The sequence below is a fragment of the Nocardioides sp. genome (genome assembly GCF_035576065.1).
Lineage (GTDB): Bacteria > Actinomycetota > Actinomycetes > Propionibacteriales > Nocardioidaceae > Nocardioides.
On the sequence record NZ_DATLWX010000020.1, the window covers coordinates 119,446 to 137,481 of the forward strand.

Genomic DNA, 18,036 nt, shown 5'->3' on the forward strand with positions numbered 1-18,036 from the left:
GCGGCGCAGTCGCGTTGGAGGCGCGGCATCACAGGCTGGGAGGATGAGCACATGAGTGAGGACGTCTGGCTGGTCGTCGGCCTGGGCAACCCGGGGCCGACCTATGCCGGACACCGGCACAACATTGGCTACCTCGTCACCGACGAGCTCGCCGACCGGATGGCCAGCAAGTTCCGCGCGCACAAGACCGGCAGGGCTGACGTCGTCGAGGGACGTCTCGGTCCCGCCGGCACGCCGGGACCGCGCGTCGTGCTTGCGCGCCCGCGGAGCTACATGAACGAGCTGGGCGGCCCGGTGAAGGCCCTGGCGACGTTCTACAAGGTGCCCCCGGAGCGGATCATCGCCATCCACGACGAGCTCGACATCGCCTTCAACACCCTGCGGGTCAAGCTCGGGGGAGGCGACAACGGCCACAATGGCCTGCGCTCCATGCGCGGCAGCTTGGGCACCGGAGACTTCTACCGCGTGCGGGCGGGCATCGGACGTCCACCGGGGCGCCAGGACGTGGCCGACTTCGTCCTGTCCAACTACTCGAAGACCGAGCTGAAGGACGTCCCCTTCCATGCGATGGATGCCGCGGACGCCGTCGAGTCGCTGATCACCGACGGCCTGGAGAAGACGCAGCAACGTTTCAACAGCTGAGGTGCCCGCTCACCGTTGGCCTTGCGTGCTGGTCGGCGGCGGTTCGGCAGAGGCCGCTTCCAGGCCTCCGATGACGCAGAGGGCGGCCAGCAGTGCGGCGGCGACCCTCATAGCGTCGCCTCGCACAGGTTGTGGTTCGGGTGGGAGCGGCCGTCATAGTCGAAGGTGAAGGTGTAGGTCTCGCCGTTCGAGGTGTACACCACGGTGCCGTTGCCGTCGGAGTCAGCACTGTTGGTCGAGGAGACGGTGCGGACGTGCACGGTGCTGCCCGAGATGAGGATCCTGGCCACGTCGAACTCCACCCCGGCGACGAACAGGCTGGTCACGGTGAACGTGTCCGGCGTGCCGGTCAGCGTGAACGAGAAGACGTAGCTGTAATCCGCGCCACCCACCGACCGGCCGGGGCACTTCGTGACGTCCGGCACCGAGTCGGGGACGATCACAGGCGGGTGACTCGTGGCGAACGCCGGGCTGGCCGCCACCACCATCACGACGGGCGTGGTCCAGGCCGCAGCGCGGATGAAGGTACGGCGGGTGGGTGCGACGGTGTGGGTCATCAGGCGTCCTTCTCGGTGCGTTGTCCCTCAGGCATGAAACACGTTCCGGCGCGCCGACGACCCGGTCGTGGTGCGAGCTGGCGGGCGGGGGGCATCGCCAGGCCGCCGACCAGATCGCCGGCCGGGGACACCGTGCTGTGCGCCATGGTGTCCCCGTTTTCCGACTGTTCGAGCTGTGCCTCGAGCCTAGGCAGGTCCCGCCGACACGGCATGCCGCAAATAGGGCAAAAGCGGTGCGGATCAGGCGCCGTGCTGCCAGCTGGCGTGGTGGGCGAGACTGACCGCCGCCAGCTGCGAGGACACCTCGAGCTTGGAGAGGATCGACTTGACCTGGGTGCGCACCGTCGCCTCCGAGACGACTGCCGTCCGAGCGATCTGTCGGACGTTGCGTCCCTCGACCAGGCAGGCCAGGATCTGCCGCTCTCGTGGCGTGAGGAGCTCGAGTCGCCGCCGCATGTCGTCGGTGACGATCCGGTGGCTGCGCCAGGCCTCGAGGAGTGACTCGAGCTCGACATTGGTCATCACCGGCAGACCGAGATGCAGCCTGCGCACCGTGCTGAGGGTCTCCTGGAGCGGTCCTGCCTTGGAAAGGACCTTGCGGGCGCCCTGGTTCAGGCAAGCGCCCCAGCGTCCCCGGTCGGTGGACGCCGTCACCACGACGACGTTGGTGCCGACCTGGGCCAACGGAGCGATCAGGGACATGCTGTCGCCGAACCGGCCGAGGTCCAGGTCCAGCAGTGCGATCCTGGCGTTGGACCGCAAGGCCAACGATCGCAACGTGGACATCGAGCCGCCGACGTCGGGCAGCGCCAAGCGGCGTACGTCATAGCCCTCGAGCGACAAGGTGAGCTCGAGCGACTGGGCGAACAGCAGGTGGTCGTCGATGATGAGGATGCGGGTGTTCGGCCGCGGATCAGGAGTCGACGACATCGTTCTCCTCGGAACGGCGAGCCGCCGGGAGACGGATGACGAAGGACGCACCTCGCGTGCCCGGCTCGGCAAGACGCAGTGATCCGCCCTGCTCGGAGATGAGGCGGCGGGCGAGGTTGAGCCCGATGCCGTCGCCCAGGGACTGGTTGCCGCGTACGCCCCAGTCGAAAATCCGTTCACGGGACTCGAACGGAACCCCGGGTCCCGCGTCGCTGACCGCGATCTCCACGAGGTCGTCGCCCTGGGTGACGTCGATCCGGCTGACAGTGCCCCCGTGGACCGCAGCGTTGTCGATCAGGATGTTGAGCGCCTCCGCCACGTCGTCAGGTCGGCCTTGCACGGCCGCGCCGTTCGGCTCCCAGTCGATGGCGCGTCCGCGCGCGCGGTGCGATGTCAGGAGGACGTCGAGGGTCGCGTCGACGTCGACCGGTTCCGGCGCGGCGGGTGCTCGCCCGGACACCAGGCGCTCGAGGCGGTCGAGCTCCGTGCGGATCGACACCTCCATCCCGGCGCGGGTATCGGCGTCGAGGGTGGGATCGCTGAGAAGGCCGGATGCGCGGGACACCCCCGCAAGCGTGCCGCGGATCTCGTGGAGCTGTTCGCGGGTCCCGCGCCAGGTGCTCTCCAGCTCGAGCAGGCTGTCCTCGAGCCCCGCGGATCGCTGGTGCTCGTTGTGCAGGGTCTCGCGGAGGATGAGGGACGTGGCGCTGGTCCACAGTGCCGTCGCGGCGGCGAGCGCCACGACGGCAGCGAGGTCGCTCGCCCAGGCGTCGAGCCCACCAACGCGGGTGACGTGGACTGCCCCGATCAGGCAGACCACCGCCATCAGCCGTCGTCGAACCCATCGTGGCAGGGCGCGCTCTTGCCGCATCACCAGGAACAGCGCAGCGGCGGTCACCGACAGGTCAACCAGGGTCAACCACCACGCGGTGCCGTTCCAGCTGTCCATCTCGACCAGCCGTAGACCCGAGCTGACGGTCAGCTGGGACGCCAGCAGCACCATCGCGACGGGGATCCAGCCCCGATTTGTACCGGGTGATGCCAGCCCTCGCAGGTGGAAGGAGAGGGTGGCCATCAACAGCAGGGCGCCTGCCACCACGCCGGCTGCGAGGCCCGCCGCCGCTGACCCTTGGTCGCCCGGCAGCGACGCCCACAGCACACCTGCAGGGACGGTGGTGAGTGCAGCGGCAAGCAGACCCTCCTGCCACCCGCCCATGAACTTGTTCATCGTGGAAAGTTGCATGGCCCCCCGGCCTCTCTTTCAACCAGGCACTGCAACTTGCCCAGCTCCTTGCGAAGCAGCGGGTCGGAACCCGCTGCGTTGCGCATCCCCGAGGGTGCTCTCTCGAGAGTAGGCCGCTTGCCCGAGATTGCAATTGAACGGCTGTCAGAATCTCGGGTCGTCCGAGTGGGCTAGACCGGCGTGTCGAATTGACAAGTACACGAAATGTCCCCAGTTCGGCGCATTTCGGCGACGCGCGAGGGGCCCGATCCACATCGCTGGTGCACCGTGGGCGACTCAGATCGCGCGCAGGTCCTCAGGAGGTTCCATGGGAGCAGCCAGTCACGCCAACCCGACGTCTCGTCCCACGCCAGACCCTCAGGGAGTGGTGGTCGTGCTGTCGCCTCTGCAGTTGATGTCGCACACGGTGGCCGCCGCCCTTCAGAGCAGAGGACTGGACGCGCAGGGCATGTCGTGGGCGCCGGGCGTGCGTCGCGCGCTGCACGAGCTGAGCGGGAGGGACACGGTCCTCCTCCTCGACGACCTCGAGAATCGAGACTCCGTGCTGGCTACCCGCGACCTGGTCAAGCAGTCGGCTGCCCGGTTCCTGGTCCTCACGCATTGCCCCGAGGGTCCGGCGTGGGGGGCGGTGCTGGCGAGTGGAGCTGTCGGGGTGGTGCCGGTCGAGTCGTCACTCGCCGAGGTGGCTGCGGCGGTCGCCCTTGTCGGTCGCGGCGAGCCGATCACGGCCGAGGCGAGGCGGTCCCACCTGGAGCGCGAATGGTTCGAGTGGTTGGCCGAGGACACCCACCTGCGCATGTGCCTAGAGCTGGTGTCCGTGCACGACCAGGCACTCGTCCACCCGCCGCGGGAAGCGGTCAGCGACCAGGGGCCGATCGTGCCCAGGCCCAGGCAGGCCGAGCGGGACACCGTGCGGCACTAGGCTGACGCCGTGACTGAGCTGACCCCGGATCCCCATGCCCTCGACGACCACGCCTTCGCTGTCTGGGCTGCCGAGCGGGCGGGGGACGTGCTCCTCCGCGTCCGCTCCGAGAGCGGCCTGACGGGCAAGGAGCTCAAGGATGCCGGCGACGCCGCGGCCCAGGAGCTGCTCGCGCGGTTGCTCGCCGAGCACCGCCCGGGCGACGCGATCCTCAGCGAGGAGGCAGAAGACGACCGGGCCCGGCTCGACGCCGACCGCGTGTGGATCATCGACCCGCTCGACGGCACCCGCGAGTTCTCCGAGCCGCCCCGCGACGACTGGGCCGTGCACGTCGCCCTCTGGCAGGCCACGGCTGCGGATGGCGGCGAGCTCACGGCCGGTGCCGTGGCCCAGCCGGCGCTGGGCGAGACGTTCAGCACCGGCGCGCCCATCGCCGTACCCCCCCGCACCTCGGACCGGCCGCGGATCGCGGTCTCGCGCACCCGGCCCCCGGCCTTCGTGGAGGCGCTCGCTGCCGAGATCGACGCCGAGCTGGTCCCGATGGGTTCCGCGGGCGTGAAGGTCATGAGCGTGGTCCGCGACCTGGCCGACGCCTACGTCCACGCAGGCGGGCAGTACCAGTGGGACAACGCAGCGCCGGTGGCCGTGGCGCGCGCGGCGGGGCTGCACTGCTCGCGGGTGGACGGCTCTCCGTTGGTCTACAACGAGGCCGACACCTCCCTGCCCGATCTCGTCGTCTGCCGCCCCGAGCTCGCCGAACGGATCCTCGACTTCGTCAGGCGCAACGGGACGAGCTGATGCCGGGCTACCTGAGCGCCTCGGGGTGCTTCTCCAAGTAGCGGTCAACCGGGATGGGTCGTCGAGCCGCGTAGCCCTCGTCCAGCCACACCCCGCCGCGTTGCGTCAGGTAGTAGACCTGCCAGGCGTGGAATCCGAGGAACGCACGCGGTCGCCTCTGCATCACCCGTGCGTGCAGGCTGACGCCGCGGACGTATGCCGATGAGTTGTTGTAGCGGTAGAGAGCGCCGGCCTTGTCGCGGCCGAACCCGTTGGCCCGCAGCAGCCGCCCGGCCGCCAGGATCGCATCGTGCGGATCATTGATGTCGCCACCGTTGCCGTAGATGTCCCAGGTCGTCGGCATGAACTGCATCGGCCCCTGGGCGCCGGCCACGGAGGTCCCCCGGATGCGCCCGAAGGCCGTCTCGACGTGGTGGATCGCGGCGAGATACTCCCAATCGATGCCGTAGCGACGCTCCGCCTCCAGGTAGAAGCCCTTCAGGGTGCGCGCCGGCGGGGGAGCCAGGATCCGCCATGCGGGCAGCTCGTCCGCGAGCTCGGAGGGGGCGCTCGGGTGCATGGACCGGAAGGCCAGCCGGGCGGCCACGTTGTCGCGGGTCTGTGGCCTCATCGAGGCGTCGAGGTCGTCCAGGACGCGTGACAGCCAGCGTGGGTGGGCGACGATCTGCCGCACCGCCAGCTGCTCGGCGTGACCGGCCCAGGCGATCTGGTCCGCCGTCGCGTCCGCGTCCTCGACGATCAGCAGCGCGGCCTCGATCTGGCGCGCGGCGGCGGCTGCGCTGGTTGGCCGACGGGGGATCTCGGCGGGCGACTCGGTCGCCCGGGTCGTGGTCGGCGAACGACTCGAGGCGGTGGGAGCCGTTGCCCGGTCCTCCGCGCACGCCGGAGCCCCGGTCAGGACCAGGAGGAGGGCGAGGGGGACGGCGCGACTCACGTACTCCAGCCTACGGCCGTGCAAAGGCGTCGCTGGAAGTTCTGGGGGTGCCAGCCTGACGGCATGACCTCACTCATCTCGCACACGCGTCCATCGACTGCTCCAACGCCTACGAGCTCTCCGAGTGGTGGAAGCAGCTGCTCGGGTACGTCGACATCGACGGTGACCCCAACCTGCCCGGCCACGACGAGTGCATGATCCGCGACCCCGACAGCGATCACGAGATCCTCTTCATCGAGGTGTCCGAGCCCAAGTCGGGCAAGAACCGGATTCACTTCGACCTGCGTCCGCGGCACGGCACGCGCGACGACGAGATCGAGCGCGTGCGAGCGCTCGGCGCGACCGAGGTGGGTGACCATCGCGGCCAGAACGGCACCGGCTGGGTGGTCCTGGCCGACCCCGAGGGCAACGAGTTCTGCATCCTGCGCCCCTAGGCGGTGGCGAAGCCGGATCCGCAGTCGGCCGGCACGGAGCAATGAGTCGACCCCCGGAGCCTGGGCTCCGGGGGTCGGGTGAGTCTCGTTCGGGTGGTGCCGAGCCGTCAGTAGCGGATCGTGTAGAAGCCGGCCGCCAGGCCGGTCATCTCGCTGCTGCCCTTGACGATCACGCGGAAGAAGACCTTCTTGCCGCGCTTGCCGGTGGGCAGCTTGACGCGGAAGGCGCTCTTGTTGTTGGTGCGCACGGTGCGGTACTTCTTGTAGGTCTTGCCGACCTTGCGCTGGATGATGACCTTCTTCTTCTTGTATGAAGGCTTGATCTTGCCGACGATGCTGGTGCCCGGCGTCTTGGCGTTCAGCACGTACGTGACGGGGACGACGAGCGGCGCAGACTCGCCGGCGAGGTAGCTGTCGTCAAACTGGCTCGTCGCGGTGTAGCCGGTGTAGACGACCTTGAGCTGCGTGTTGGACAGGAACTTGAAGTCGCCGGTGAAGTAGAGGAAGCCCGGGCTGTCGTCGACCGCGATGGTGGTCCACACCGGGTTGGCCGGCGTCAACATCTGGAGCTGGGCCTGGCCCCCGGTGGGGGTGTCGACAGCGGTGGGACCCGTCACGGAGCCGCTGACGTAGAAGTCGTCGCCGTAGCTGTAGAGGCTCTGGGCCGGGCTGATCTCGAAGGCGATGTTGGACGTGTAGGTCTGGCCGTCTGCGTTGGCCGGTGCCGAGACGGCGAGCGGTGTGAGCCCGAGCAGCCCAGCGGCCGTCAGGCCAGTGATGATTCGACTGAAGCGCATCGCTTCATTCCCCCTTCGAAGGGGCGCTCCAAGCGCCCGGATGTTCGTCGGGCCAGAAGCGGCCCCCGCAGGCGGAAGGCTACCCCCAGCCGGGGGTAGCAAACATCCCGGATCGACATATGGTTGTGCCCTACCCCCATCCGCAGCGGCTGGGGGTCTGTCCGCGTGCGCCGGACGCCAACTGATCGCGATGGAGGTCGCCGTGCCACACCCCGAGACTCCGCTGACCGCGGTGGCCGACGCCGTGCTGGGCGGACCGGTGCTGGCAGACGCGATGGCGGCGGCCGGTCACGTCCGGGCCCTCGACCTCACGGGTCCGGCAGCGGTCCGACCCCTCGTGGTCAAGGGCCTGGTCGATGCCGGCCGGACCGTCCTCGCGGTGGCCGCCACGGCCCGCGAGGCCGAGGACCTCGTCCTTGAGCTGGCCGACCTCGTCGACCCGGACACCGTGGCCTACTACCCGTCGTGGGAGACGCTGCCCCACGAGCGGCTGAGCCCGCGCAGCGACACGGTGGGCCGGCGGCTGGCTGTCCTGCGTCGGCTCAAGCACCCGGGCACCAATGCGACCAACGGTCCGCTGCGGGTGATCGTGGCGCCGGTGCGCTCCATCCTGCAGCCGCAGGTGAAGGGGCTGGCCGACCTCGAGCCGGTCGAGCTCACGCCTGGCACGGCGGTGTCGCTGGACGACGTCGTCCGTGGGCTGGCGGATGCGGCGTACTCGCGGGTCGACATGGTCGAACGACGAGGCGAGTTCGCCGTGCGCGGCGGCATCGTCGACGTCTTCCCGCCCACCGAGGAGCACCCCCTGCGCGTGGAGTTCTGGGGCGACGAGGTCGAGGAGATCCGCTCCTTCGCCGTGGCCGACCAGCGCACGCTGGACTCGTTGGACCGGTTGTGGGCGCCGCCGTGTCGCGAGCTGCTGCTGACCGAGGACGTACGCCGACGCGCGGCCGCGCTCGGCACGGCGCACCCCCAGCTCCTCGAGCTCACCGACAAGATCGCCGCCGGCATCGCGGTCGAGGGCATGGAGTCCCTCGCGCCGGTGTTGGTGGAGGAGATGGAGCTCCTCGTGGACCTCCTCCCCGACGACACGACCGTGCTGGTGCTCGACCCCGAGCGCGCCCGCACGCGTGCTCACGACCTGGTGGCGACGAGCGAGGAGTTCCTCGGCGCCAGCTGGGCGGCCGCCGCGGGCGGTGGCCAGTCACCGGTCGACCTCGGCGCAGCGTCCTACCGCAACGTGGCCGACGTCCGCATGGCCGCCCTCGAGCGCAACCTCGGCTGGTGGACCGTCAGCCCCTTCGGGATCGAGAGCGAGGTCGAGCAGGTCACCGACGTCGATGCGTTGACCGGTGCCGTCACGTCGCGTGCGCTCGCCGTCACTGCGGCAGAGGCCTACCGCGGTGACATGGACAGGGCGATCGCCGACATCCGCGGCTGGTTGGCCGGCGGCTTCCGCGTCACTGTCGTGCACCAGGGGCACGGTCCGGCCGAGCGGATGGTCGAGGTGCTCGCTGAGCACGACATCGCGGCCGCGCTCGTCGAGGGCGAGGTCACGCTCGACGCCAGCGTCGTCACGGTGACGACGGGGTGTCTCGTCAACGGCTTCGTCGATGCCGACGCGCGGGTCGCGGTGCTCACCGGGGAGGACCTGTCGGGGCAGAAGGCCTCGACCCGGGACATGCGCAAGATGCCGGCGCGTCGCAAGAAGCAGATCGACCCGCTCGAGCTGAAGGCGGGCGACTACGTCGTGCACGAGCAGCACGGTGTCGGCCGCTTCGTGGAGATGAAGCAGCGCGAGATGCAGGGCGCCACCCGCGAATACCTCGTCCTGGAATACGGCTCCTCCAAGCGCGGCGCCCCCGCCGACCGGCTGTTCGTGCCGGCGGACTCCCTCGACCAGGTCACCCGTTACGTCGGTGGCGAGCAGCCGAGCCTCGACCGTCTCGGCGGGGGCGACTGGACCAAGCGCAAGAACCGCGCCCGCAAGGCGGTCCGGGAGATCGCGGCCGAGCTGATCAAGCTGTATGCCGCGCGGCAGGCCACCAAGGGGCATGCGTTCGGCGCCGACACGCCGTGGCAGCGGGAGCTGGAGGACGCGTTCCCCTTCCACGAGACCCCCGACCAGCTGACCACCGTCGACGAGGTCAAGGCCGACATGCGACGGACCGTGCCGATGGACCGGCTCGTCTGCGGCGACGTCGGCTACGGCAAGACCGAGATCGCGGTCCGTGCTGCGTTCAAGGCGGTCCAGGACGGCAAGCAGGTCGCCGTGCTCGTGCCCACGACCCTGCTCGTGACCCAGCACCTCTCGACGTTCGCCGAGCGGATGAGCGGGTTCCCGGTGGTGCTGAAGGGGCTCTCCCGCTTCCAGACCGACAAGGAGGCGCGCGAGGTCATCGCCGGCCTCGGCACGGGCGAGGTGGACATCGTCGTCGGCACGCACCGCCTGCTCAACCCCGACATCCGCGTGAAGGACCTCGGGTTGATCATCGTCGACGAGGAGCAGAGGTTCGGGGTGGAGCACAAGGAGCAGATGAAGCGGCTCCGTACCTCGGTCGACGTGCTCTCGATGAGCGCCACGCCGATCCCGCGCACCCTCGAGATGGCGGTCACCGGCATCCGGGAGATGTCGACGATCACCACGCCGCCCGAGGAGCGGCACCCCGTGCTGACGTACGTCGGCGCCTACGAGGACCGACAGGTGGTGGCCGCCATCCGGCGCGAGCTGCTGCGTGAGGGCCAGGTCTTCTTCATCCACAACCGGGTCAACTCGATCGAGAAGGCGGCGGCCCACATCCGCGAGCTCGTCCCGGAGGCGCGGGTGGCGACCGCGCACGGCCAGATGGGCGAGCACCAGCTGGAGCAGGTCATGCTCGACTTCTGGGAGAAGCGGTTCGACGTGCTGGTCTGCACGACCATCGTGGAGTCCGGTCTCGATGTCTCCAACGCCAACACGATGATCATCGAGCGGGCCGACACCTTGGGGCTCTCCCAGCTCCACCAGCTGCGTGGTCGCGTCGGCCGCTCCCGCGAGCGGGCCTACGCCTACTTCCTCTACCCGGCCGACAAGCCGCTCACCGAGACGGCCCACGAGCGGTTGGCGACGCTCGCCCAGCACTCCGACCTCGGCGGCGGTATGGCGATCGCGATGAAGGACCTCGAGATCCGAGGAGCCGGCAACCTCTTGGGTGGCGAGCAGTCGGGACACATCGCCGACGTGGGGTTCGATCTCTACGTCCGGCTCGTCGGCGAGGCCGTGCAGGACTTCAAGGGGGAGGGGGAGGCCGAAGCCAGGGAGGTCCGGATCGAGCTGCCCGTCGACGCCCACCTGCCGCACGGTTACATCCCCTCGGAGCGGCTGCGGCTGGAGATGTACAAGCGGCTCGCAGAGGTCCGGGCCGACGAGGACGTCGACCGGCTGCGCGAGGAGATGGCCGACCGCTACGGAGAGCCACCGATCGAGGTGGAGTCGTTGTTGATCGTCGCCCGCTTCCGGGCCCGCGCCCGACAGGCCGGGGTCACCGAGATCACCCTGGCCGGGAAGTTCGTCCGGTTCGCACCGGTCGACCTGCCCGACTCCCGGGTCGTCCGCCTCAACCGGGTCTATCCCAAGAGCATCGTCAAGGCACCGGTCAGCGCCATCCTGGTCCCGCGCCCGGTGACCGGTGTGCTCGGGGCGAAGCCGATCGACGGGATCGCCCTGCTTGAATGGGCCCGACATGTGATCGACGACATCATCGATCCATCCACCACCTCGCCGTGATCCGGAGTGAATTCGTGAGCAAGCACCGCCCCCTGACCGCCGTTGCCGTGGGCCTGTCCGCCCTGATGCTGAGCGGTTGTGCCGGCAGCGCCTCGCCGGGCGTCGGTGCCAGCGTCGGTGACGAGACGATCAGCACGTCGCGCATCAACGACGTGACCCAAAACCTCTGCACGGCGTTCTCCGACCAGATCGAGGCGGAGAGCGCGGACGTCGCGCTGAGCGAGATTCGCCAGATCGCTGTTCAACTGATGGTCGAGGGTGCGCAAGCAGAGCAGATCGCGGAGGACTACGACGTCACCACGTCCGGGACCTATCAGAATGCCGTCGGGGAGAGCACCCGCGCTGCGGCCCTGATGCCGGAGGACGTCCGTCAGGACTACATCGAGCTGGCCAGCACGCCGGCGCTGGTCGCCGACGTCGAGGCACAGGTCGGGCGCGCGAAGCTGATGGACGAGGGCATCGCAGAGCCCACCGAGGAGCAGGCTGCGCAAGCTGGCGCCGATGTCTTCACCACGTGGACAGGCGCCAACGACATCGAGCTGGACCCGAAGTACGGCCTGGAGGTCCGCGACGGAACGCTGACCCCGGTCGACACCAGCCTGTCCTTCGCCGTCAGCGACGAGGCGCGCGCCGGCCTGGCCAACCTCGCAGCCGAGCCCGATCCGGAAGCCACGTCCGCCTACGCTCGCTCCCTGCCCGCCAGCCAGCGCTGCGGTGACTGAGGGCCAGCCGCTCGTCGACTTCATCGAGGTGATGCGGCGACTGCGGGCGGAGTGTCCGTGGAAGGCCGAGCAGACCCACCGGTCGCTCGCTCGCTACCTCCTCGAAGAGACCCACGAGACGCTGGAGGCCATCGACCTCGGTGACCCCGAACACCTGCGCGAAGAGCTCGGGGACGTCCTCCTCCAGATCTACTTCCACGCTGCGATCGCCAGCGAGGCCGGCCACTTCACCATCGACGACGTCGCCGCTGGGCTCACCGAGAAGATGGTGCGGCGCAACCCCCACGTCTTCGCTCCCGGTCCTGACGGGCCCGGGGCGCTCTCGGCCGCCGAGGTCAACGAGCAGTGGCAACACGCGAAGGCCGGCGAGAAGCACCGCTCCTCCGTCACCGACGGACTGCCTCCGGGGTTGCCGGCCCTGCTGTACGCCGACAAGGTGCTCGAGCGGCTGGAACGCTCCGGTCTCAGCGCCGCCTCCGAGCCGGGCCGTGCGGCCTCGAGCGGGACGTCCGACGACCCGGTCGTCGGGGCGGCCGGGTCGTCGGACGTCCCCGACACTCCCGACGAACGGTCGGCGGAGCGACTGGGGAAGCGGCTGCTGGACCTCGTCCGGCAGGCCCGGGCGGAGGACGTCGATCCGGAGCAGGCTCTGCGCGACGCCGTACGCCGCGAAATCGACGCGGCGAGCGACGGCTAGGGTGATCTCACTCGACTCTTGACCCACTTCTCGACCCCAGGAGCACCTGAACATGGCTTCCATCGCAGCTGTCGGCGCCCGCGAGATCCTCGACTCCAGAGGCAACCCCACTGTCGAGGTCGAGGTCCTCCTCGACGACGGTGCCTTCGGTCGGGCGGCAGTCCCCAGCGGGGCGTCGACTGGCGCCTTCGAGGCCGTCGAGCTGCGCGACGGCGGGAAGCGCTACCTCGGCAAGGGTGTCCAGAAGGCCGTCAAGTCGGTCGCTGTCGGCATCTCGGGTGCCATCGTCGGTCTCGAGGCCGACGACCAGCGCCTCGTCGACCAGACGATGCTCGACCTCGACGCCACCCCCAACAAGGCCAAGCTCGGCGCCAACGCGATCCTGGGTGCCTCGCTGGCCACGGCCCGCGCCGCCTCGGAGTCGGCCGGGCTGCCGTTGTTCCGCTACGTCGGCGGACCCAACGCCCACCTGCTGCCGGTGCCGATGATGAACATCCTCAACGGTGGCGCGCACGCCGACACCAACGTGGACGTGCAGGAGTTCATGATCGCCCCCATCGGTGCCGCGACCTTCTCCGAAGCGCTGCAGCAGGGCGCCGAGGTCTACCACGCCCTCAAGGCCGTGCTGAAGAAGAAGGGGCTCGCCACGGGCGTCGGCGACGAGGGCGGGTTCGCCCCGGACCTTGCCTCCAACCGGGCTGCGCTCGACCTGATCGCCGACGCCATCAAGAGCGCCGGGTTCAAGCTGGGCAAGGACTTCGGGCTGGCTCTCGACGTCGCCGCCTCGGAGTTCCACGACAAGAAGAAGTACTCCTTCGAGGGCAAGAAGCAGTCCTCCGAGGCGATGATCGACTACTACACCGCACTGGTCGCGGACTACCCCATCGTCTCCCTCGAGGACCCGCTCGACGAGGACGACTGGGAGGGCTGGCAGACCCTCACCGCCCTGCTGGGCGACAAGACGCAGATCGTCGGCGACGACCTGTTCGTCACCAACGTGGAACGCCTGGGCCGCGGCATCGCGGAGAAGTCGGCCAATGCGCTGCTGGTCAAGGTCAACCAGATCGGCTCGCTCACCGAGACGCTCGACTCGGTCGACCTGGCCCACCGCAACGGCTTCCGCTGCATGATGAGCCACCGCTCCGGCGAGACCGAGGACACCACCATCGCCGACCTGGCGGTCGCCACCAACTGCGGCCAGATCAAGACCGGGGCGCCGGCGCGTTCCGAGCGCGTCGCGAAGTACAACCAGCTGCTCCGCATCGAGGACGAGCTCGGCGACGCTGCGCGGTATGCCGGGGCGGCCGCATTCCCACGCTTCACCGGCTGACCTCGGCGCGTTCCCCACGGATTCGCGCGGCGGTCGAGGCAGACTGCTGGACATGTCTTCCCAGCGCCGTACTCCCGGGGCCGGGCCCGGCGGCAGCAAGCGGCCGGGCTCGCGCACGAGCCGTTCCGACCGGCGTTCGTCGCGCGCTCGTACCACCACCCCGGAGGAGACCGGCGCGGATGCGGGACCCCGTGGCCCGCGGGGTCCGCAAGGTCCGCTGGCGTCGCCGGGCCCCCAGGGCCCGCGGCGCCCGCGGTTCACCGGACGCGCGGCCGTGCTGGTGCTCGTGCTGGCGGTGCTGACCGTGTCGTACGCCTCGTCGTTGCGCGCCTACCTCCAGCAGCGTGCCCACATCGGCGACCTCAAGCAGTCCATCGCCGAGCGGGAGACGGCGATCAACGCCCTTGAGCGTGAGAAGCAGCGCTGGCAGGACCCCGCATTCAACAAGGCGCAGGCCCGGGCGCGCTTCGGCTACCTGATGCCAGGTGAGACCGGGTTGATCGTCCTCGACGAGGCCGGCAACCCTCTGGAGAGCCAGGCGTCGCTGAGCGATCCCGACGAGGTGATCAAGACCGTCCCCACCGCGTGGTGGTCGGAGGCCTGGGCCTCGGTCGAGCTCGCCGGCAACCCGCCGGTCCCCAGCGAGGGTCCGGCCACCGAGATCGATGGCGTGGCCAAGAGCGGATGATCGATCCCGCTGACGAGAGCGCCATCGCCGCGCAGCTCGGCCGCGAGCCGCGGGCGATCCACGACATCGGTCACCGCTGCCCCTGCGGCAACCCCGACGTCGTGACGACCGAGCCGCGGCTGCCGAACGGCACTCCCTTCCCGACGACCTTCTACCTCACCTGTCCGCGGGCGGCGTCGCGGATCGGCACCCTGGAGGGATCGGGGCTGATGAAGGAGATGCAGGACCGGCTGAGCGAGGACCCGGAGCTGGCTGCCGCCTACGCGGCGGCGCACGAGGCCTACCTCGAGTTCCGCGCGAAGCTGGGTGACGTGCCCGAGGTCGAGGGCATCTCCGCCGGCGGCATGCCCGACCGGGTCAAGTGCCTGCACGTCCTCGCCGGCCAGTCGCTGGCGCAGGGGCGGGGCGTCAACCCGCTCGGCGACGAGGTGCTGGACCTCCTCGGCGACTGGTGGGAGGCCGGCCCGTGCGTCGAGCCGTCGGGTCCACCCGGCAGGTCACAATGTGACCCATGACGACCGTGGCCGCCATCGACTGCGGCACCAACACCATCAAGCTGCTGATCGGCACCCACACAGACGCCGGCCTCGAGGTCGCCGCTCGTGAGTCCGCCATGGTCCGGCTCGGACAGGGTGTCGACGCCACCGGTCGCCTCGCCGGTGAGGCGCTGGTGCGGGCGTTCGCCGCGATCGACTCGTACGCCGCGCTGATCGGTCAGCACCGAGTGGACCGGATCCGCTTCTGCGCGACGTCCGCGACCCGCGATGCCAGCAACGCCGCCGAGTTCAGGGCAGGCGTGCTCTCGCGACTGGGCGTCGAACCCGAGGTGTTGTCGGGCGAGGAGGAGGCAGCAGTCGCCTTCGCCGGCGCGATGAGCAACATCACCGACGACACACCCCGGCCGGTGCTGGTCATCGACATCGGCGGCGGTTCGACCGAGGTGGTCCTGGGGGACGACACCGCGCCGGGCAGTGACACCGTCCTGGCGTCGAGGTCGATGGACATCGGCTCGGTCCGGCTCCACGAGCGTCACGTCCGGCACGACCCGGCAACCCGCGAGGAGATCGGTGCCGTGGTGCGCGACATCGACGACCAGCTGGACGCCTGCGGGGTCGACCTCGGGGCCGCGTCCACGGTGGTCGGCATCGCCGGCACGATGACCACGATCGCGGCCGGCGTGCTCGACCTCCCCACCTACGACCCCGAGGCGATCGACCGGTCGGTGCACCGGGTGGACGACGTCCTGGCGTACGTCGACCGGCTGGTGGCTCTGACCGTCGCGGAGCGACTGGCTCTGGGCTACATGCACCCGGGCCGTGCAGACGTGATCGACGCCGGGGCCCTGATCGCGTCGAGGGTGCTGCGGCGTACCAACCTCGAGACCCTGCTCGTGAGCGAGGCCGACATCCTGGAGGGGATCGCGTGGTCGATGCGCCCATGATCCGGCACCCCCACCCGCTGACCGGGGAGCTGTTCGCCTCGCCTGTGCCGCCCGGCACGGGTTGGCCGGACGACCCAGCGCGGCCGGACACGTCGGTGGCCCGCACGGCTGCGCAAGTACGCCGCCTGGCCGATGCCGACTCGTTGGGTGACATCGAGGCCCGGGTGAGCGTCTGTTCGGCGTGTCCGCGACTCGTGCGCTGGCGCGAGGACGTCGCCCACGTCAAAAGGGCATCGTTCGCGGACCAGCCCTACTGGGGGCGACCGATCGCCGGCTGGGGCGAGCCCGAGCCCGGCCTCCTGATCGTGGGACTCGCGCCGGCTGCCAACGGCGGCAACCGCACCGGTCGGGTCTTCACCGGCGACAGCAGCGGCGACTGGCTGTTCGCCAGCCTGCACCGGGTCGGCCTCGCGGCGCAGGCCACCAGCACCCACGCCGGTGACGGCCAGCGACTGATCGGCGCCCGGATGGTCGCAGCGGTCCGGTGCGCGCCACCGGCCAACATGCCCACCACCGCTGAGCGGGACACGTGCGAACCGTGGCTCCGTGCCGAGATCGACATGGTGCTTCCCCACCTGAAGGTCGTCGTCGCCCTGGGCGGCTACGGCTGGGCGGCGGCGCTGCGCGCGCTCGCCAGCGTCGGCCTCGAGGTGCCCCGGCCGCGGCCGAAGTTCGGCCACGCGGCCGAGGTGGAGATCGGCCCGCTCACGCTGCTGGGGTGCTACCACCCGAGCCAGCAGAACACCTTCACCGGTCGGCTGACCCCCGACATGCTGGACGAGGTCTTCCTGCGGGCGAAGGAACTGGCCGCACTGCGAGACTGAGCCGCAGCAGGTCACGCCCCGGTATCCCAATCGGCAGAGGAATTCGCCTTAAAAGCGACTCAGTCTGGGTTCGAGTCCCAGCCGGGGCACCATTCCTACCAGCGGGAGATCCGGGCGCCCTACCTCGTGGCGCGATTCGCTGGTGTGTCGTCGTCACATCGATAGACGTCGAGGGTTCGCACCTACAGCGAGAGCGTTCCGTCAGGGCGCGCACGCGCCGGTGAGGAGTGTTAGGTCAGTCCTTGGTGAGCTGGATGCCAAATGCCACGGCGCCTGCCACCATGAAATAGAGGCCGCTTGCCACGAGCGCCACGCCGAGCGTGTAGGCGTCGTCCGGGCCCAGCGATCCACTCCTTGACCTTCGCGTGGCGTCTTCCACGATGGGTGCGCCCAGTACCAAGAGGACGCCTCCGATCAAGCCGTAGACGAGTCCACTCCAGGATTGATAGCCGTCCGGCTTCGCAGTTCGCACGCCGTCAGTATGGGACACACGTTGTGCCGACCCCTGCCCTTGCCCCGCGAAGGACCCTCCTGTGACTGTCTGAAGTGACATCGGCACATGGCATGAGCGGACGAGCGCATCGAGGCATGAGCGGATGCACTCGCAGTCCTTGACCGAGCGCCTATCCTCGACGGACGAGGTCGAAGGCACGGTAAGGGGTCGGCTAGCCTGCGGTGCTCAGCACCGGCCCACCTCGCTTACACCTTCGTTGGTCGCGGCTGTGAAGACAAGTGGCCGCTGGCACACGCTCATCGGCTAGATCCGGACGGTTGCACGTGTGTCCAGCCTCATGAACGCCCCCGGGAGCCCCGGCCCCGGGCCGATCCAACACACATTGCGAGCCCTCTAGAGGGTCTGCTGCACGATCAGGTGACAGGTTGGGTCACGCGGCCTGGGTGGCCGGTGGGGTCATGATGGTCTCGAACTCGATGGGGGTCAATCGGCCCAGCGAGTCCTGCCTGCGGCGGCGGTGGTAGGTCCTTTCGATCCAGGTCACAATCGCGATCCGCAGTTCCTCGCGAGTGGCCCAGGTCTTCTTGTTGAGGACGTTCTTCTGGAGCAGGCTGAAGAAGCTCTCCATGGCGGCGTTGTCACCGGCGGCACCGACTCTGCCCATGGATCCGACCATGTCGTGGTGGCCCAGAGCGCGGACGAACTTCCGGCTTCGAAATTGGGCGAGTTCAACTGGTCGATGCAACACCGGGTTGTTGAAGGGAGCGTAGTTGCTCCTCGAAGACCTCAGCAGGTGTCTTCCACCCGAGGACCTTGCGGGGCCGATTGTTGAGCGCATAGGCGACAGCCTCGAGGTC

At 69.5% G+C, this 18,036-nt stretch carries 18 protein-coding genes, 1 tRNA gene and 1 pseudogene; 13 read left to right on the top strand and 7 right to left on the bottom strand.

What is annotated here, in order from left to right; translation table 11 throughout:
• Positions 1-51 precede the first annotated feature (51 nt).
• A complete protein-coding gene (gene pth, locus VNJ48_RS11155; RefSeq protein ID WP_325602057.1) occupies positions 52-642 on the top strand; it encodes an aminoacyl-tRNA hydrolase in 591 nt (196 codons plus the stop codon).
• 107 nt (positions 643-749) lie between these two features.
• Here pth and VNJ48_RS11160 read toward each other — a convergent pair whose 3' ends face one another.
• From VNJ48_RS11160 to VNJ48_RS11170, 3 genes are all read right to left on the bottom strand, one after another.
• Positions 750-1,199: a hypothetical protein gene (locus VNJ48_RS11160; RefSeq protein WP_325602059.1), complete on the bottom strand. Its 450-nt coding sequence runs from the start codon at positions 1,197-1,199 to the stop codon at positions 750-752.
• 240 nt (positions 1,200-1,439) lie between these two features.
• Positions 1,440-2,129 (bottom strand): response regulator transcription factor, encoded by a 690-nt coding sequence (locus tag VNJ48_RS11165; RefSeq protein WP_325602061.1) that lies wholly within the window; start codon positions 2,127-2,129, stop codon positions 1,440-1,442.
• Positions 2,113-3,372, bottom strand: a complete 1,260-nt coding sequence (locus VNJ48_RS11170) for a HAMP domain-containing sensor histidine kinase (RefSeq protein WP_325602063.1) — start codon at positions 3,370-3,372, stop codon at positions 2,113-2,115. Before VNJ48_RS11170 ends, VNJ48_RS11165 begins: the two co-directional genes overlap by 17 nt.
• Positions 3,373-3,679: 307 nt before the next feature.
• On the opposite strand from VNJ48_RS11170, the gene VNJ48_RS11175 reads away from it, so the two are divergent.
• Positions 3,680-4,294 (top strand): hypothetical protein, encoded by a 615-nt coding sequence (locus VNJ48_RS11175; RefSeq protein WP_325602064.1) that lies wholly within the window; start codon positions 3,680-3,682, stop codon positions 4,292-4,294.
• Between the two features lie 9 nt (positions 4,295-4,303).
• Positions 4,304-5,092, top strand: a complete 789-nt coding sequence (locus tag VNJ48_RS11180) for a 3'(2'),5'-bisphosphate nucleotidase CysQ (RefSeq protein WP_325602065.1) — start codon at positions 4,304-4,306, stop codon at positions 5,090-5,092.
• Positions 5,093-5,099: 7 nt separating this feature from the next.
• Here VNJ48_RS11180 and VNJ48_RS11185 read toward each other — a convergent pair whose 3' ends face one another.
• Positions 5,100-6,026 (bottom strand): lytic transglycosylase domain-containing protein, encoded by a 927-nt coding sequence (locus tag VNJ48_RS11185; RefSeq protein WP_325602067.1) that lies wholly within the window; start codon positions 6,024-6,026, stop codon positions 5,100-5,102.
• A 137-nt stretch (positions 6,027-6,163) separates the two neighbouring features.
• Here VNJ48_RS11185 and VNJ48_RS11190 point away from each other — a divergent pair, with 137 nt between their 5' ends.
• On the top strand, positions 6,164-6,460 hold the full coding sequence (locus tag VNJ48_RS11190) for a VOC family protein (protein WP_414689943.1): 297 nt from the start codon (positions 6,164-6,166) through the stop codon (positions 6,458-6,460).
• A 107-nt stretch (positions 6,461-6,567) separates the two neighbouring features.
• Here VNJ48_RS11190 and VNJ48_RS11195 read toward each other — a convergent pair whose 3' ends face one another.
• On the bottom strand, positions 6,568-7,257 hold the full coding sequence (locus VNJ48_RS11195) for a hypothetical protein (RefSeq protein WP_325602068.1): 690 nt from the start codon (positions 7,255-7,257) through the stop codon (positions 6,568-6,570).
• A 274-nt stretch (positions 7,258-7,531) separates the two neighbouring features.
• On the opposite strand from VNJ48_RS11195, the gene mfd reads away from it, so the two are divergent.
• The 9 genes from mfd (at position 7,532) to VNJ48_RS11240 (ending at position 16,817) form a co-directional block, all read left to right on the top strand.
• Positions 7,532-11,023, top strand: coding sequence for a transcription-repair coupling factor (gene mfd, locus VNJ48_RS11200; protein ID WP_325602088.1), 3,492 nt, complete (start codon positions 7,532-7,534; stop codon positions 11,021-11,023).
• 14 nt (positions 11,024-11,037) lie between these two features.
• Entirely contained in the window at positions 11,038-11,745 is a 708-nt protein-coding gene (locus VNJ48_RS11205) for a hypothetical protein (RefSeq protein WP_325602070.1), read from the top strand.
• Complete coding sequence (locus tag VNJ48_RS11210) at positions 11,738-12,442, top strand: MazG family protein (RefSeq protein ID WP_325602072.1); 705 nt, start codon at positions 11,738-11,740, stop codon at positions 12,440-12,442. Before VNJ48_RS11205 ends, VNJ48_RS11210 begins: the two co-directional genes overlap by 8 nt.
• A gap of 52 nt (positions 12,443-12,494) precedes the next feature.
• Complete coding sequence (gene eno / locus VNJ48_RS11215; protein WP_325602074.1) at positions 12,495-13,772, top strand: phosphopyruvate hydratase; 1,278 nt, start codon at positions 12,495-12,497, stop codon at positions 13,770-13,772.
• Positions 13,773-13,824: 52 nt separating this feature from the next.
• Entirely contained in the window at positions 13,825-14,460 is a 636-nt protein-coding gene (locus VNJ48_RS11220; RefSeq protein WP_325602076.1) for a septum formation initiator family protein, read from the top strand.
• On the top strand, positions 14,457-14,975 hold the full coding sequence (locus VNJ48_RS11225; RefSeq protein WP_325602078.1) for a DUF501 domain-containing protein: 519 nt from the start codon (positions 14,457-14,459) through the stop codon (positions 14,973-14,975). Before VNJ48_RS11220 ends, VNJ48_RS11225 begins: the two co-directional genes overlap by 4 nt.
• Positions 14,972-15,901, top strand: coding sequence for an exopolyphosphatase (locus tag VNJ48_RS11230; protein WP_325602079.1), 930 nt, complete (start codon positions 14,972-14,974; stop codon positions 15,899-15,901). Before VNJ48_RS11225 ends, VNJ48_RS11230 begins: the two co-directional genes overlap by 4 nt.
• The gene (locus tag VNJ48_RS11235) at positions 15,898-16,725 is read left to right on the top strand and encodes a uracil-DNA glycosylase (RefSeq protein ID WP_325602081.1); all 828 of its coding nucleotides are present in this window, start codon (positions 15,898-15,900) and stop codon (positions 16,723-16,725) included. Before VNJ48_RS11230 ends, VNJ48_RS11235 begins: the two co-directional genes overlap by 4 nt.
• A 15-nt stretch (positions 16,726-16,740) precedes the next feature.
• A tRNA-Leu gene (locus VNJ48_RS11240) sits at positions 16,741-16,817 on the top strand.
• Positions 16,818-16,960: 143 nt separating this feature from the next.
• Here the strand turns inward: VNJ48_RS11240 and VNJ48_RS11245 are convergent.
• Together VNJ48_RS11245 and VNJ48_RS11250 are read right to left on the bottom strand one after the other, a co-directional pair.
• Positions 16,961-17,197 carry a hypothetical protein gene (locus VNJ48_RS11245; RefSeq protein ID WP_325602082.1) on the bottom strand — a complete coding sequence of 79 codons (237 nt, stop codon included), beginning with the start codon at positions 17,195-17,197 and terminating at the stop codon, positions 16,961-16,963.
• A 412-nt stretch (positions 17,198-17,609) separates the two neighbouring features.
• Positions 17,610-17,903: pseudogene (locus VNJ48_RS11250) on the bottom strand (integrase core domain-containing protein); the annotation flags it as partial.
• Between the last annotated feature and the right edge of the window lie 133 nt (positions 17,904-18,036).

Excerpts from the sequence above, each read along its gene's own strand:
- pth (WP_325602057.1), top strand. The coding sequence starts at position 52 with ATGAGTGAGGACGTCTGGCTGGTCGTCGGCCTGGGCAACCCGGGGCCG.
- VNJ48_RS11160 (WP_325602059.1), bottom strand. The coding sequence starts at position 1,199 with ATGACCCACACCGTCGCACCCACCCGCCGTACCTTCATCCGCGCTGCG.
- VNJ48_RS11165 (WP_325602061.1), bottom strand. The coding sequence starts at position 2,129 with ATGTCGTCGACTCCTGATCCGCGGCCGAACACCCGCATCCTCATCATC.
- VNJ48_RS11170 (WP_325602063.1), bottom strand. The coding sequence starts at position 3,372 with ATGCAACTTTCCACGATGAACAAGTTCATGGGCGGGTGGCAGGAGGGT.
- VNJ48_RS11175 (WP_325602064.1), top strand. The coding sequence starts at position 3,680 with ATGGGAGCAGCCAGTCACGCCAACCCGACGTCTCGTCCCACGCCAGAC.
- VNJ48_RS11195 (WP_325602068.1), bottom strand. The coding sequence starts at position 7,257 with ATGCGCTTCAGTCGAATCATCACTGGCCTGACGGCCGCTGGGCTGCTC.
- mfd (WP_325602088.1), top strand. The coding sequence starts at position 7,532 with ATGGCGGCGGCCGGTCACGTCCGGGCCCTCGACCTCACGGGTCCGGCA.
- eno (WP_325602074.1), top strand. The coding sequence starts at position 12,495 with ATGGCTTCCATCGCAGCTGTCGGCGCCCGCGAGATCCTCGACTCCAGA.
- VNJ48_RS11220 (WP_325602076.1), top strand. The coding sequence starts at position 13,825 with ATGTCTTCCCAGCGCCGTACTCCCGGGGCCGGGCCCGGCGGCAGCAAG.
- VNJ48_RS11225 (WP_325602078.1), top strand. The coding sequence starts at position 14,457 with ATGATCGATCCCGCTGACGAGAGCGCCATCGCCGCGCAGCTCGGCCGC.
- VNJ48_RS11230 (WP_325602079.1), top strand. The coding sequence starts at position 14,972 with ATGACGACCGTGGCCGCCATCGACTGCGGCACCAACACCATCAAGCTG.
- VNJ48_RS11235 (WP_325602081.1), top strand. The coding sequence starts at position 15,898 with ATGATCCGGCACCCCCACCCGCTGACCGGGGAGCTGTTCGCCTCGCCT.